The sequence below is a fragment of the Anoxybacillus ayderensis genome, assembly GCF_013761015.1.
Lineage (GTDB): Bacteria > Bacillota > Bacilli > Bacillales > Anoxybacillaceae > Anoxybacillus > Anoxybacillus ayderensis.
Window position 1 is genome coordinate 96432 of record NZ_JACDUV010000001.1, and the last position, 14450, is coordinate 110881.

The window sequence follows — 14450 nt, forward strand, 5'->3', positions numbered from 1 at the left end:
ACGTTGCTTTTCGAGCATGCGAAAATGTTGAAAGCGTTAGCGGCAGTCGGGGAAATTGTTGGACGAAAGAAGCTACAAAAAATGATTTACATTGCGAAAAAAATGAACTTTCCTTTTTACGAAAAATTTGATTTTCATTTTTACGGTCCGTATTCGGAAGAGTTGACTTTGCGCATAGAAGAGCTATGTAACGTCGGCTTTGTGCAAGAAATGAAAGAGAAAAAAGGTGGGTATTATCAATATCGTTATGCGTTGACGGAAGCAGGGGAGCAATTTTTAACGCATTACAATTTGGACATGCCTGATTTAGATGTTTGTTTGCGCAGTTTAAATGAACAAAGCGCGAGATTTTTAGAGCTCGTTTCTACGATTCTATACTTTGAAGATTTAAGTAAAGATGAAGTGAAAGAAAAAGTATTTACATTAAAAAGTAAACAACGATATACGGAAGAAGAAATAGAAGAAGCGTATCGTTATATCGAGCAGTTACGCGAACAAGCGTACATAAAAAGCTGACAGCCCCCTGTCAGCTTTCGTCGCTTAATCGCTTTCCGCCAATGGCATAATGATTTTTAGACATTTCTTCAATAAAAACGACGATTTTTTCTTTTGGTGCACCTGTTGTTTCCGCAACAGCTTCTGTTACTTTTTCCACGAGCGCTCGTTTTTGTTCTTCTGTGCGACCTTCAAGCATTTTTACTGTTACATATGGCATCGCCATCGCCCCTTTCTCCTTTATTCGACAACTGTTATTATATCACGCATCGACCGTTGTCAGTAGTGCTTCCGCCCGTTTTTCGTGTATAATAATCAAAAAATGAAAAAAGTTTGAAAAGGAGAAGGAACGTGGACCAATTTTTAGCATATCCAATTCGAGAAATACCGTATGTCGTATTGGCGCTTGCGATTGCGTTTTCTGTCCATGAGTTTGCGCATGCATACGTAGCGTATAAATTTGGTGACCCGACAGCGAAACAACAAGGGAGGCTAACGTTGTCGCCGCTTGCTCATTTAGACATATTAGGAACGTTGCTTATTTTCATTGCCGGATTTGGTTGGGCGCGTCCGGTACCCGTGAATCGCGGTTATTTTCGTCACCCGCGTTTAGCCGGCATTCTCGTTTCTGTCGCCGGTCCGCTCAGCAACTTGTTGCTTGCGGCTATCGGTTTCGCTTTATGGTATGCGATGATTCGCATCGGTGTATTTGATTTTATTCCGATATGGTTTCGTGACGGATTGTATCAGTTTTTTGAAATTTATATCGGACTGAATATTTTATTGTTCGTTTTTAACTTATTGCCGTTTCCACCGCTTGATGGATATCGCATCGTCGAAGACTTGGCGCCGATGCATGTGCGCGCGAAAATGACGCAATTTGAAAATTACGGGGCGCTCATCTTTTTAATTCTTATTTTTACGCCGTTAGATCGATATACAATTCAGCCGATTTTTCAAATCGCCATTCCATCCGTTGCTCAATGGCTACAAAGTATATTTTCAACGCTTATTTTATAATGAAAGGATGAACGATCGTGGAAGAGAAAAAAAAGCCGATGTTTAATATTATTAAAAAAGAGCCGAAAGTGCACGGAACGTTCGGGACAGGGGTACTCAGTCTCGCGAACGTTTCGCCAGTCATTATTGATGTCGAAGCTGGCGAGGCGTTTATTGATATGGGAGCGATGCATGCGCGCAGCTCCGTTGAAAAAGGAATTAAATTTACGCCAAACCGCGATGAAGTACCAAACGGCAAGCCGTATTGGCTCGTATGGGTGACGGTCGATCAGGCGGAGGAAGGGGCGTATTATGCGGGGGTAACAGCGTGCGAAATGACGGTTGATCGCGAAGCGCGCCGCGGGTATAAATCGCTTCCTGAGCACGTCAATCGCATGGACAAATCGTTAAAGCGCCATATTATTGTTGACCATATGGATGAGCGGTCAAAAGAAGTATTAGTTTCATTTTTACAGCAGCATAACCGCGACATGTGGGACCGTTCGAGCGAGGAGTTAAAACGACAACTTCAAAATCATGGATAAAATGTGACGGTTTTGTGAACGAAAACAGGTCTATACTTGTCGTTGAGTGGGAAAAGGAGTAAACTAAAGGTACAAATGTAACACATGATAAAACTAGGACACATAAACGCCCAAGCATATGAGCTTGGGCGTTTATGTTTAAAACCAATCGAACAGCCGTTTAAACCACGAATCTTTTTCTTTTTGTTTTTTCTTCTTTTTCTTTTCAGCTGGGTGGTCTTTGCAGTAGTCGGTCGGTTCGGTGCCGACGACGTAATATGTCAATCGCTTTGTCGGACAAGCGGTTGTCGCAAGTTTGCCGCTATGAGGATCGACATATACGCCAACGACTCCTTCTGGCGGTTCGAATGTCGCGACCTTTCTTGCGCGTAAACTATCCTCCATAAAATTGACCCAAATATGCTTCGCGTATTGTTTTTCATCTGTGCGATCAATCGTTTCATCGCGGTCATATCCCGTCCAAACGGCTGTGACGAGCTGCGGCGTATAACCGATCATCCAACTATCTGTTTTCGTCGTCCCTGATTTTCCAGCATACGGGCGAGTCATGCGGGAAATGATCGATTGTCCTGTCACAGAAGCATAGTCGTTTAACGTTGGGTCAAACATGCCTGTCATTAAGTGCGTCGTCACAAAAGCAAGCGCTGGGTCGAGTATTTGTTCATCGCTTCGCCGTTGTTCGTATAGCACTTTTCCTTCGTAGTTTGTCACTTTTTTTATAAATATCGGCTCGACTTTTTTTCCGCCGTTGGCGATCGTGCTGTAGGCGCGCGCCATATCAATAACTTTAACGGGCGATGTGCCGAGGGCAAGCGACGGCACTTGTTTTAGTTTGCTTGTAATGCCGAGTTGTTTTGCGATGGAAACGAGTTTTTCTTGTCCGAGTAACAAATGCGTTTTTACGGCGTATACGTTATCTGAAAGGGCAATGGCTTGGGCAAGCGTAATCGTATCGTTCGCGTAGTAGTTGTTAAAGTTGCGCGGTGTATACGTCGAGCCGTCTTCTAGCGTAAACGTCGTTGCCTCGCTGCGCAATAGCGTCGATGGTGTAAATCCGTGTTGGAGGGCGACATAATATAAAAACGGCTTAAACGTTGAGCCGGGTTGGCGTTCTGCTTGTGTCGCGCGATTAAATGGACTTTTTTCATAGTCTCGTCCTCCGACGAGCGCCTTTACTTCGCCTGTTTTTGGCTCCATCGCGACAAGGGCTACTTGAATGTTTGATTGCGAATGAATCGTTTCTTTTATTTTTTCCTCTGCGATTGCTTGCATGTTGATATCGAGCGTTGTGTATACGCGCAATCCGCCCATTTCAATCGTTTCTTCATCGAGCCCAAGCACCGTTTTTAACATATGTTTAACGGCGTCTTGGAAATATGGGGCAATTGTTTTTGTTTTCATTTGCTCGCCGTTTGAGAAATGAAGCGGCTCGTTCGCAGCTTGTTTTGCTTCTTCTTTTGACAAAACATTCGTCTCAACCATCGCTTGCAAAACGATGCGCTGGCGCTTTTTTGCGCGCTCCATATCGACAAGCGGAGAATAGTAGCTCGGTCCTTTCGGAATGCCGGCAAGCATCGCCGCTTCCGCCACCGTCAATTCACGGGCGGATTTTCCGAAATAAAAATTTGCGGCTGCCTCAATTCCGTATACGCCATGTCCGTAGTAAATCGTATTTAAATACCCTTCTAAAATGTCATTTTTCTCGTAGTTTGCTTCTAGTCGAATCGTATATAGCGCTTCTTGTATTTTGCGCCACCACGTCTTTTCGTAGCTTAAAAATAAATTGCGTGCATATTGTTGCGTAATCGTGCTTGCCCCTTGCACTTTCGCCATTGCTTTAATATCTGCGATGATCGCCCCGGCAATTCGTTTCAAATCGAACCCGTAATGGTCAAAAAATTTTCGGTCTTCTATCGCAATCGTTGCATCAATGGCATGTTGCGACATGTCGGATAATTTAATCCAATATCTTTTTCCGCCGTAATGGTTTTCGCCAATTTTTGTGCCATCTTCTGCATAAAAAATCGTTGATTGCGGAACGGCTAAAGGGGGAGGACCTTGCCATTTGGCAAATATAATGAGCCCTGCGATCGTGAGCGTGCATAATAAGCTGCTAATAAAAGCGAGCCAAAGAAATAGCCGCATATATTTAAACGTTCGTTTCCATCGTTCGATGGCAATCATCTCCATAGCCATCACCTCATTTTTTACGTTTAAAATTAGTATGAAAACATTTTTATTTTTTTAAACGTTTTCTAGCAATTTTTACTTGAAATTTTGCTAGATTGCTCTATACTTTTTCATGTTTAGCATTTTATTTTTTGGGCATGATAAGCGGTGCATTATTGACGAAAGGGTGTTCAATATGGAACTTTGGTTTACTGAAAAACAGACGGACAACTTTGGGATTACAGCACGAATTAAACGCACTTTACATACAGAGCAAACGGAATTCCAAAAGCTCGATATGGTCGAAACAGAAGAATTCGGGAACATGCTTATTTTAGACGGAATGGTGATGACAACGCAAAAAGATGAGTTCGTCTATCATGAAATGGTTGCGCACGTTCCGCTATTTACGCATCCGAATCCAGAAAACGTTCTTGTTGTTGGCGGTGGAGACGGCGGCGTCATTCGCGAGGTGTTAAAGCATCCGAGCGTGAAAAAAGCGACGCTTGTTGAAATTGACGGAAAAGTTATCGAGTATTCGAAAAAGTATTTGCCAGAAATCGCTGGGCAATTAGACGATCCACGTGTTGAAGTGAAAGTGGACGACGGTTTTATGCACATTGCGCAAAGCGAAAACGAATACGACGTCATCATGGTTGACTCGACAGAGCCAGTCGGTCCAGCGGTTAATCTATTTACAAAAGGGTTTTATGCAGGCATTGCGAAAGCGTTAAAAGAAGACGGCATTTTTGTCGCGCAAACAGACAATCCGTGGTTTAAAGCGGATTTAATTCGCACTGTTCAACGCGATGTGCGCGAAATTTTCCCGATTACACGTCTATATATCGCAAACATTCCAACGTATCCGAGCGGCATGTGGACGTTTACACTCGGTTCGAAAAAATATGATCCGCTTGAAGTGAGCGAAGAGCGCTTCCACGACATTGAAACGAAATACTATACAAAACAGCTTCATAAAGCGTGCTTCGTATTGCCGAAATTTGTTGAAGACTTAGTGAAGTAAGGGGAGAAAACGATGCGATTTGATGAAACGTATTCTGGCAACGTATTTATTAAAAGCCATCCAAATTTTGAAGAAAGTCAAGCGGTTATTTATGGGATGCCAATGGACTGGACAGTTAGCTATCGTCCTGGCTCTCGCTTCGGCCCAGCGCGTATTCGCGAAGTGTCGATCGGGCTTGAGGAATACAGCCCATATTTAGACCGTGAGCTCGATGAAGTGAAATATTTTGATGCGGGTGACATTCCTTTACCGTTCGGTAATGCGCAACGCAGTTTAGATATGATTGAACAGTTTGTCGATCGCATATTGGAAGCCGGGAAATTTCCACTCGGTCTTGGCGGAGAGCATTTAGTGTCGTGGCCGGTGATGAAGGCGGTATATAAAAAGTATCCTGATTTAGCGATTATTCATATGGATGCGCATACGGATTTGCGCGAGCATTATGAAGGTGAGCCGTTGTCGCATTCTACGCCAATTCGTAAAATTGCGGAACTCATTGGGCCGAAAAACGTATATTCTTTCGGCATTCGTTCAGGAATGAAAGAAGAATTTGAGTGGGCGAAACAAAACGGGATGTACATTGCGAAATTTGACGTGCTTGAACCGTTAAAAGAAGTGCTTCCGACGCTTGCAGGTCGTCCGGTATATGTCACGATCGATATTGACGTATTGGATCCAGCGCATGCGCCGGGAACGGGAACAGTTGATGCTGGCGGCATTACGTCAAAAGAACTATTAGCTGCGATTCACGCGATCGCTCGTTCCGACGTGCGCGTTGTCGGGGCAGATTTAGTCGAAGTTGCGCCGGTATATGACCATTCTGAACAAACAGCCAACACAGCAAGCAAACTCGTACGCGAAATGCTTCTCGGTTGGGTGAAATAAAGACGAAAATCTCTGTCTGCGCGACAGGGATTTTTTTTCATAAAAGTATTGCCAACGTCATACATTGAAAGTAACATTTACATAGTGCAAATGTTTGAAAGGAGGTGAGAAAAATGGGCATTCGATTAATTAAAATTTCTGCTGTGTATTTCGCAATCGGTGTCTGTTTAGGGCTTTATATGTCAATGACACACGTGTTTACATTTACGCCTGTTCACGTTCATATTAATTTGCTCGGTTGGACAGCGTTAACGCTTGCTGGTATTTTATATCATTTATTCCCTCATATTGCGGAAACAAAAACAGCGAAAGCGCACTTTTGGCTTCATAACATCGGCTTACCGGCGATGATGATCGGCTTAGCGTTTGTCGTTTCTGGAAACGAAGCGTTCATTCCGCTTACAGCGCTCGGAGGCACTCTTGTGACGTTGGCAGTGCTAACGTTTGCATGGAATGTAGTAAAAAACTTAAAGCAGGCATAACATGTTAGGCGGTCTCTAAAAAGAGGCCGCCTATTGCATGTATTCCCCTCTTTTTCTATACTTAACTACAGCACAACAACAGCGAGGGTGTGGGGAAGGTGAACGGAATACCGATACGACTAAAGCAAGTGACGGAAATTCGTGATGGCGCGCGAAAAGAAATTGTTGTCATCGAGGCAAATGGTTTATACTACTTAAAAGGAGATGCGACGTATGTGACGTTTGAAGAGACGCATGAAGGAGAAACGATTAAAAACGTCGTAAAAATCGCCAATGATGAAGTTGTCGTGCTTCGCTCTGGGGCCATTTCGATGCGCCATACGTTTCGTAAACAGTCGGAAACGATCGGCACGTACGAAAGTCCAGTGGCGCGCTGGGAAATGAAAACAAAAACAGAACAAGTATTGTATCAGTATAACGAGAAAACGAAAAAAGGGCAGTTGTTTTTTTCTTACATACTTCACTTATCAGGGAAACATGTTGGTCGTCATGCAGTGACGATTTCGTTTAAGGAGGCAAAGAAATGAATATTGTTGAACAAATGAAACAAAAGTTAAAAGAAGAAATAAAAGAAGCGGTCATTCGTTCAGGGGTCGCGACAGAAGCGGACGTTCCAAACGTCATTTTAGAAACGCCGAAAGATAAAGCGCACGGCGACTATTCAACAAATGTCGCGATGCAATTAGCGCGCGTGGCGAAAAAGGCGCCACGTATGATTGCGGAAGACATCGTTCGTCATTTTAACGGTGAAGCGGTATTCGTTAAAAAAGTAGATATTGCTGGACCAGGATTTATTAATTTTTACATGGACAATCGTTATTTAACAGAGCTTGTTCCTGCGATTTTACAAGCAGGGGACGCATACGGTGAAACAAATGTCGGTCAAGGTCAAAAAGTGCAAGTCGAGTTTGTTTCGGCAAACCCGACAGGTAGTTTACATTTAGGACATGCCCGTGGAGCAGCGGTTGGCGATTCATTATGCAACATTTTGAAAAAAGCAGGCTTTGATGTCACGCGTGAATATTACATTAACGATGCCGGCAATCAAATTGCCAACTTAGCGAAATCGGTAGAAGCACGCTATTTTCAAGCGCTCGGAATCGAGAAAGACATGCCGGAAGATGGATATTTCGGTGAAGATATTATTGAATTAGGGAAAAAGCTAGCGGAAGAACATGGCGACAAATTTGTCGCGCTCGATGAACAAGAACGGCTTCAACAGTTCCGGGAATACGGATTAGCGTTTGAAATGGATAAAATTAAAAAAGATTTGGCGGACTTCCGCGTCACATTTGACGTTTGGTATTCGGAGACGTCGCTTTATCATAACGGAAAAATCGATAAAGCGCTTGAAACGTTACGTGAAAAAGGTCATATTTATGAACAAGATGGCGCGACATGGTTCCGCTCGACGACATTCGGCGACGACAAAGACCGTGTGCTCATTAAGCAAGATGGAACGTACACATATTTATTACCAGATATCGCATACCATCAAGATAAACTTGAGCGCGGCTTTGAAAAAATTATTAATATTTGGGGAGCGGATCATCACGGTTACATTCCGCGTATGAAGGCGGCGATCGCTGCGCTCGGATACGATCCGGATGTATTAGAAGTTGAGATTATTCAGCTCGTTAGCTTATATCAAAACGGCGAAAAAGTGCGCATGAGCAAGCGAACAGGAAAGGCGGTGACGTTGCGCGACTTAATGGAAGAAGTCGGACTAGATGCAACGCGCTATTTCTTCGCGATGCGCTCATCGGATACGCATTTAGATTTCGACATGGACCTAGCGGTGTCGCAATCGAACGAAAACCCTGTATATTATGCGCAATATGCCCATGCACGCGTATGCAGCATGCTTCGTCAAGGGGAAGAACAAGGATTATCTTATAATGGTGAACTATCTTTCACATACGAATTAGCGGAAAAAGAAATTGACTTATTGAAAAAGTTAGGGGAGTTTCCTTCCGCTGTGGCAGAGGCAGCTGTAAAACGTTCACCACATCGCATGACGAACTACATTTTTGATCTCGCATCGGCGCTTCATAGTTTTTACAATGCCGAAAAAGTGCTTGATGCAGCGAACGTTGAAAAAAGCCGTGCCCGCCTAGCGCTCATGAAAGCGGTGCAAATTACATTGAAAAATGCTTTAGCGCTCGTTGGAGTACATGCGCCAGAAAAAATGTAATACGAAAGCCCTTCTCCGCCGAGAAGGGCTTTTTATAATAATGGAGACAACATCGTTGCAACGGCTTCTTTGAAGCGATGAAGCCATGATTGCTTACGAAAATATTCCGCTGTCAACCATGTAGATGTGTCGATATCGCGAGCGATCGTTTGTTTTACATGTTGAATAAACGGTTTGTCATATATATAACAATTCATTTCGTAATTAATAAACAAGCTGCGGCGGTCGAAATTTGCGGTGCCAATATCACATATGTCATCATCAATGACGATCACTTTTGTGTGGTAAAACCCGTTATAAAACTGATAAATATGAGCACCTGCATGAAGAAGCTGACGAAAATAAGGGAATGAAGCTTCTTTTACAAACGGATGATCGGCTTGGATCGGTGCGATAATCGTCAGTTGAACGCCGCGTTTTATTGCTTCAAAAAGAGCGTCCATGATTTTTTTACTTGGGATAAAATACGGAGTACCGATGATGATTTCTCGTTTTGCGTGTTTGATGAGTTGAATAAACTCCTCTTCCAAATACGCTCCGTCTGTCGGAACAAATCGATGTTTCACCGCTCCTTTTTGGAGAGGTGGGAAATATCGTTCATCATCTCCAAACGTTTGTCCCGTCGCTTCTTTCCAATCTTCTGCGAACTGCCGTTGTAAATCAGCCACCCCTTCCCCCGTTATTTTTAAATGATAGTCGCGCCAATGGCCAAACTTTGGATCTTGACCGATATATTCTTTTCCGATGTTAAATCCGCCTAAATAGCCGATTTTTCCGTCAATGACCGTAATTTTGCGATGATTTCTCTCGTTTAGCTTATAGAAAAAAAACGGCAATGTCGGACGGTTCGCAAAGGCGAATTGCCCGCTTTTTTGTCGAAGGGAAGACGGTAGCCCGAAGCTTCCGACCCAATCGACGAGCACACGCACTTCTACCCCTTCATTTACTTTTTGTTCAAGCAAAGAAAAAAAGCGTTTTCCTATTTCATCATCGCGCACGATATAAAATAAAATGTGGATATGATGTTTTGCTCGTTCTAACTCTGCAAAGTAATCATCGAACAGCGTTTCCCCCGTCGTAAATAGCGTTATATCGCTTTGTCGCTCGACGCCGATTTTTTTCCGTGCCGCAGCTTTTGAAACTTTGTTGCCCCAATTGTAATCGAGAAAAAGAAGAAACAATAAAATGATGACAATCACGAGCCAGCGCATGCCTTCACTCCTTTCGTTGTTGTAGTGTCCCCAAAAAGAAAATAAAAAATAAGAAAAAATATTGACTGAATGCTCATTCATTATATAATGAAAGTAAGTTTGTTCAGAAAATTTATTTTATTTTTACAACAAAGGGGGAAGGGTATCGTGCTTTGGTTGAACTGGATCGCTTTTTTACTTGTGACAGCGTACGCCGTTCATTTATTCGTGTATCTCGTCAAAACACGCATCGCCTATATTAAACTAGGGAAAAAAGTGGAGTTTGACGGAAAAGTAAAAGAGCGTTTGCAAAACATATGGGTGAACGTCTTTGGGCAAAAAAAGCTGTTAAAAGATAAAAAAAGCGGCATTATTCACGTCATGTTCTTTTACGGCTTTATTCTCGTACAGTTTGGCGCCATTGATTTCATCATTAAAGGGCTTGTCCCAGGGGCGCACTTGCCGCTCGGACCGTTATATCCAGCGTTTACGTTTTTTCAAGAAATTGTGACATTACTTATTTTAGTGGCCGTTTTATGGGCGTTTTATCGCCGTTACATCGAAAAGCTTGTTCGTTTAAAACGCGATTTTAAAGCAGGGCTTGTCCTTATTTTTATCGGCGGACTCATGCTTTCCGTGTTGTTCGGTAACGGTATGGGACGCATTTGGCATAACGAAGGAACATCATGGAGCGAACCTGTCGCTTCTGCGATTGCACTTGCGTTTAGTTGGGTAGGAGAAACAGGAGCAGCGGTATTGTTTTTTGTCGCTTGGTGGGTGCACTTGCTTATTTTATTGACGTTTTTAGTGTACGTGCCGCAATCCAAACATGCGCATTTAATCGCTGGACCAGTGAACGTCTTTTTCAGCCGATTAACGAGACCGAAGCTTGAGAAAATCAATTTTGAAGATGAAACACAAGAATCGTTTGGTGTTGGGAAAATCGAAGACTTTAAGCAAACACAACTCATCGATTTATATGCCTGTGTAGAGTGTGGACGCTGTACAAACATGTGTCCAGCAACAGGGACAGGAAAAATGCTATCCCCAATGGATCTTATTTTAAAATTGCGCGACCATTTAACAGAAAAAGGTGCAGCCATTACATCGAAGGCGCCTTGGGTGCCGACGTTTGCGTTTGCGAATACAAAAGGAAACCAGCTCGCTTTGATGGCGCAAGGGATGCAAGAACAAGCCGCAACGATCGAAATGCCGAACTTAATTGGTGATGTCATTACAGAAGAAGAAATTTGGGCATGTACGACGTGTCGCAACTGTGAAGACCAATGTCCGGTCATGAACGAACATGTTGATAAAATTATTGACTTACGTCGTTATCTCGTATTAACAGAAGGAAAATTAAATGCTGATGCACAACGGGCGATGACAAATATCGAACGTCAAGGCAATCCGTGGGGATTAAACCGAAAAGAGAAAGAAAACTGGCGCGAGTTGCGTGAAGATGTACGCATTCCGACAGTGAAAGAAATGCAAAAAGCAGGCGAAGAATTCGAATATTTATTCTGGGTTGGTTCGATGGGATCGTTTGATAATCGAAGCCAAAAAATTGCGTTAGCTTTTGCGCGCCTATTAAATGAGGCGGGAGTAAAATTTGCGATTTTAGGAAACAAGGAGAAAAACTCTGGCGATACGCCGCGTCGTCTAGGAAACGAATTTTTATTCCAAGAACTAGCGACCGCAAACATTGCTGAATTTGAAAAAGCAGGCGTGAAAAAAATTGTGACGATCGATCCACATGCGTACAACACATTTAAAAATGAATATCCAGATTTCGGATTTGAAGCAGAAGTATATCACCATACAGAATTACTAGCAAAGCTTGTCGAAGAAGGGCGCCTCGTTCCAAAATATGAAGTCAACGAAGTCGTGACGTTTCACGATTCATGCTATTTAGGTAGATATAACGACGTATACGATGCACCGCGTCAAATTTTGAAGGCGATTCCAGGCGTGAAGCTCGTGGAGATGGCGCGCCATCGTGAGACAGGCATGTGCTGCGGTGCTGGTGGCGGATTAATGTGGATGGAAGAAACGACGGGTACGCGCATTAACGTGGCGCGCACAGAACAGGCGCTAGAAGTGAATCCGACAGTCATCAGCTCTGGCTGTCCGTACTGTTTAACGATGTTATCGGATGGAACGAAAGCAAAAGAAGTAGAAGAAAAAGTCGGCACGTATGATGTTGCGGAGCTGTTAGAAAAAGCTGTATTTGGACCTGTTCATTAAAAATTCTAAAAAAAATAAATAGTTTTATTTTTAAGATATTTTCAGTATAATGAAAGCAACAGGAAGGTGTACGATTTTCGTGCGCCTTCTTTGCCCGTCCATTGTTGAACGAGCGTTCGCTCAATATTTTTGAAAGGGCTTTCTTATGACGAAAAGGGGGAGAAACATGGGGAAAACGGTCATTGTTAGCGGGGTACGTACGCCATTTGGGAAATTCGGAGGAAGTTTAAGTGCATTGAGCGCAGCACAACTTGGAGGCATTGCGATCAAAGAAGCGTTAGTGCGCGCACATGTGAATGCAGAACATGTCGATGAAGTCGTATTTGGTACCGTATTGCAAGGTGGACAAGGGCAACTTCCATCGCGTCAAGCGGCTAGAGAAGCAGGCATTCCGTGGGAGACGAAAACAGAAACGATCAATAAAGTATGCGCCTCTGGTATGCGCAGCGTCACGCTTGGCGATCAAATGATTCGCGCTGGTGATGCGGACGTCATCGTGGCGGGTGGAATGGAATCGATGAGCAATGCGCCGTATATGTTGCCGAAAGCGCGCTGGGGTTTGCGCATGGGCGATTCGACAGTAAAAGATTTAATGGTGTATGACGGATTAACCTGCAGCTTCACAGGTGTGCATATGGGTATTTACGGAAGTGAAACAGCGAAAGAATTAGGTATTACGCGCGAAGAGCAAGACCGTTGGGCGTATCGTAGCCATCAATTAGCGATTGCGGCGATCGAAAGCGGAAAGCTGGCAGAAGAAATCGTCCCTGTTGCCATTCCGCAACGAAAAGGAGAGCCGATCACGGTAGCGATTGATGAATCGCCACGAAAAGATACATCGCTTGAAAAATTAGCGAAACTCGCGCCCGTGTTTGATCCAACAGGCACGATTACGGCAGGAAATGCGCCGGGCGTAAATGACGGAGCTTGCGCGCTTGTATTAATGAGCGAAGAGCGCGCGCAAAAAGAAGGACTTACTCCGCTTGCGACGATTGTTGCTCATACGGCCATTGCGGTCGAGGCAAAAGATTTCCCAAAAACGCCAGGCATCGTCATCAATGAATTGTTGCGCAAAACAGGAAAAACCGTACATGACATTGATTTATTTGAAATTAACGAAGCGTTTGCAGCGGTCGCTTTAGCAAGCATGAAAATTGCTGATTTGCCAGAAGAAAAAGTGAACGTCAACGGTGGTGCCATTGCGCTCGGCCATCCGATCGGTGCAAGCGGTGCGCGCATTATTATTACGTTAATTCATGAATTAAAACGCCGTGGTGGCGGCACGGGCATTGCAGCTATTTGCAGCGGCGGCGGTCAAGGCGACGCAATCATGATTGAAGTTCATTAATGGGGGATGGGAAGATGAAAAAAGTGATGGTTGTTGGCGCTGGGCAAATGGGCTCAGGTATTGCCCAAGTGTGCGCAACGGCAGGATATGATGTCATTTTAAACGATGTGAACGAAGAGCGCGTCCAGTGGGGGCTTAACAATATTAAAAAAAGCATAAACAAATTTGTTGAAAAAGGATCGTTAAGCGAACAACAGCGCGATGAAACGATGGGCCGTATTCGCCCCTCGACAAATGTGCGCGATGGAAGCGATGTTGATATCGTGATCGAAGCGGTCGTTGAAAATATGGACGTGAAAACAGCGTTATTTGCACAACTAGATGAAATCACACCTCTGCATGCCATTTTAGCAACAAATACGTCCTCATTACCGATCACAGAAATTGCCGCAGCAACGAAACGACCAGAAAAAGTGATTGGCATGCATTTTATGAATCCGGTACCGGTCATGAAACTCGTGGAAATTATTCGCGGTCTCGCAACAGCTGATGAAGTGTATGAAGCGATTGAACAAATGACAAAAACGTTAGGAAAAGTGCCGGTTGAAGTAAACGACTTTCCAGGATTTGTTTCCAATCGTGTATTAATGCCGATGATTAACGAGGCGATTTATTGTTTATATGAAGGGGTTGCGACAAAAGAAGCGATTGATGAAGTGATGAAGCTCGGGATGAATCATCCGATGGGCCCGCTCACCTTAGCCGATTTCATCGGATTAGATACGTGTTTATACATTATGGAAGTGCTTCATGATGGACTTGGGGATGACAAATACCGTCCGTGTCCGCTTTTACGTAAATATGTGAAAGCAGGCTGGCTCGGACGAAAAACGGGACGAGGATTTTACACGTACGAATAAAGGGGTTAGCGT

14 protein-coding genes are annotated in these 14450 nt (G+C 43.8%); 11 read left to right on the forward strand and 3 right to left on the reverse strand.

What is annotated here, in order from left to right; all coding sequences use genetic code 11:
• The first annotated feature begins 3 nt into the window (after positions 1-3).
• Entirely contained in the window at positions 4-516 is a 513-nt protein-coding gene (locus HNR63_RS00500) for a YwgA family protein (protein ID WP_181519448.1), read from the forward strand.
• A 10-nt stretch (positions 517-526) separates the two neighbouring features.
• On the opposite strand, the gene HNR63_RS00505 is transcribed toward HNR63_RS00500, so the two are convergent.
• On the reverse strand, positions 527-715 hold the full coding sequence (locus HNR63_RS00505; RefSeq protein ID WP_003397075.1) for a 2-hydroxymuconate tautomerase: 189 nt from the start codon (positions 713-715) through the stop codon (positions 527-529).
• A 131-nt stretch (positions 716-846) separates the two neighbouring features.
• Between HNR63_RS00505 and HNR63_RS00510 the strand changes: the two genes are divergently transcribed.
• Both HNR63_RS00510 and HNR63_RS00515 read left to right on the forward strand, forming a co-directional pair.
• The gene (locus HNR63_RS00510) at positions 847-1515 is read left to right on the forward strand and encodes a site-2 protease family protein (protein ID WP_021094348.1); all 669 of its coding nucleotides are present in this window, start codon (positions 847-849) and stop codon (positions 1513-1515) included.
• 17 nt (positions 1516-1532) lie between these two features.
• Entirely contained in the window at positions 1533-2039 is a 507-nt protein-coding gene (locus HNR63_RS00515; protein WP_085788611.1) for a YwhD family protein, read from the forward strand.
• Between the two features lie 138 nt (positions 2040-2177).
• Here the strand turns inward: HNR63_RS00515 and HNR63_RS00520 are convergent, their stop codons facing one another.
• Complete coding sequence (locus tag HNR63_RS00520) at positions 2178-4229, reverse strand: transglycosylase domain-containing protein (RefSeq protein ID WP_181519449.1); 2052 nt, start codon at positions 4227-4229, stop codon at positions 2178-2180.
• A 175-nt stretch (positions 4230-4404) separates the two neighbouring features.
• On the opposite strand from HNR63_RS00520, the gene speE reads away from it, so the two are divergent.
• The 5 genes from speE (at position 4405) to argS (ending at position 8793) form a co-directional block, all read left to right on the forward strand.
• On the forward strand, positions 4405-5232 hold the full coding sequence (gene speE / locus HNR63_RS00525) for a polyamine aminopropyltransferase (RefSeq protein WP_009360997.1): 828 nt from the start codon (positions 4405-4407) through the stop codon (positions 5230-5232).
• A 12-nt stretch (positions 5233-5244) separates the two neighbouring features.
• Positions 5245-6117, forward strand: coding sequence for an agmatinase (gene speB, locus HNR63_RS00530; RefSeq protein WP_181519450.1), 873 nt, complete (start codon positions 5245-5247; stop codon positions 6115-6117).
• A gap of 113 nt (positions 6118-6230) precedes the next feature.
• Positions 6231-6599: a hypothetical protein gene (locus HNR63_RS00535; protein ID WP_009360996.1), complete on the forward strand. Its 369-nt coding sequence runs from the start codon at positions 6231-6233 to the stop codon at positions 6597-6599.
• Positions 6600-6688: 89 nt separating this feature from the next.
• On the forward strand, positions 6689-7126 hold the full coding sequence (locus HNR63_RS00540; RefSeq protein WP_035049333.1) for a YwiB family protein: 438 nt from the start codon (positions 6689-6691) through the stop codon (positions 7124-7126).
• Positions 7123-8793 carry an arginine--tRNA ligase gene (argS, locus tag HNR63_RS00545; protein ID WP_085788616.1) on the forward strand — a complete coding sequence of 557 codons (1671 nt, stop codon included), beginning with the start codon at positions 7123-7125 and terminating at the stop codon, positions 8791-8793. The genes HNR63_RS00540 and argS overlap by 4 nt, the downstream gene beginning before the upstream one ends.
• A 32-nt stretch (positions 8794-8825) precedes the next feature.
• Here the strand turns inward: argS and cls are convergent, their stop codons facing one another.
• On the reverse strand, positions 8826-10004 hold the full coding sequence (cls, locus tag HNR63_RS00550) for a cardiolipin synthase (RefSeq protein ID WP_181519451.1): 1179 nt from the start codon (positions 10002-10004) through the stop codon (positions 8826-8828).
• Positions 10005-10091: 87 nt separating this feature from the next.
• Here cls and HNR63_RS00555 point away from each other — a divergent pair, with 87 nt between their 5' ends.
• From HNR63_RS00555 to HNR63_RS00565, 3 genes are all read left to right on the forward strand, one after another.
• The gene (locus tag HNR63_RS00555) at positions 10092-12230 is read left to right on the forward strand and encodes a (Fe-S)-binding protein (RefSeq protein WP_181519652.1); all 2139 of its coding nucleotides are present in this window, start codon (positions 10092-10094) and stop codon (positions 12228-12230) included.
• 166 nt (positions 12231-12396) lie between these two features.
• The gene (locus tag HNR63_RS00560) at positions 12397-13578 is read left to right on the forward strand and encodes an acetyl-CoA C-acetyltransferase (RefSeq protein ID WP_181519452.1); all 1182 of its coding nucleotides are present in this window, start codon (positions 12397-12399) and stop codon (positions 13576-13578) included.
• Positions 13579-13592: 14 nt separating this feature from the next.
• Positions 13593-14438: a 3-hydroxybutyryl-CoA dehydrogenase gene (locus HNR63_RS00565; protein WP_425485152.1), complete on the forward strand. Its 846-nt coding sequence runs from the start codon at positions 13593-13595 to the stop codon at positions 14436-14438.
• Positions 14439-14450: the final 12 nt, after the last annotated feature.

Bases quoted from the DNA above. Each gene is read 5' to 3' on its own strand.
- HNR63_RS00505 (WP_003397075.1), bottom strand. From the start codon at position 715: ATGCCATATGTAACAGTAAAAATGCTTGAAGGTCGCACAGAAGAACAA.
- HNR63_RS00520 (WP_181519449.1), bottom strand. From the start codon at position 4,229: ATGGAGATGATTGCCATCGAACGATGGAAACGAACGTTTAAATATATG.
- speE (WP_009360997.1), top strand. From the start codon at position 4,405: ATGGAACTTTGGTTTACTGAAAAACAGACGGACAACTTTGGGATTACA.
- speB (WP_181519450.1), top strand. From the start codon at position 5,245: ATGCGATTTGATGAAACGTATTCTGGCAACGTATTTATTAAAAGCCAT.
- HNR63_RS00535 (WP_009360996.1), top strand. From the start codon at position 6,231: ATGGGCATTCGATTAATTAAAATTTCTGCTGTGTATTTCGCAATCGGT.
- argS (WP_085788616.1), top strand. From the start codon at position 7,123: ATGAATATTGTTGAACAAATGAAACAAAAGTTAAAAGAAGAAATAAAA.
- cls (WP_181519451.1), bottom strand. From the start codon at position 10,004: ATGCGCTGGCTCGTGATTGTCATCATTTTATTGTTTCTTCTTTTTCTC.
- HNR63_RS00555 (WP_181519652.1), top strand. From the start codon at position 10,092: ATGAAAGTAAGTTTGTTCAGAAAATTTATTTTATTTTTACAACAAAGG.
- HNR63_RS00560 (WP_181519452.1), top strand. From the start codon at position 12,397: ATGGGGAAAACGGTCATTGTTAGCGGGGTACGTACGCCATTTGGGAAA.
- HNR63_RS00565 (WP_425485152.1), top strand. From the start codon at position 13,593: ATGAAAAAAGTGATGGTTGTTGGCGCTGGGCAAATGGGCTCAGGTATT.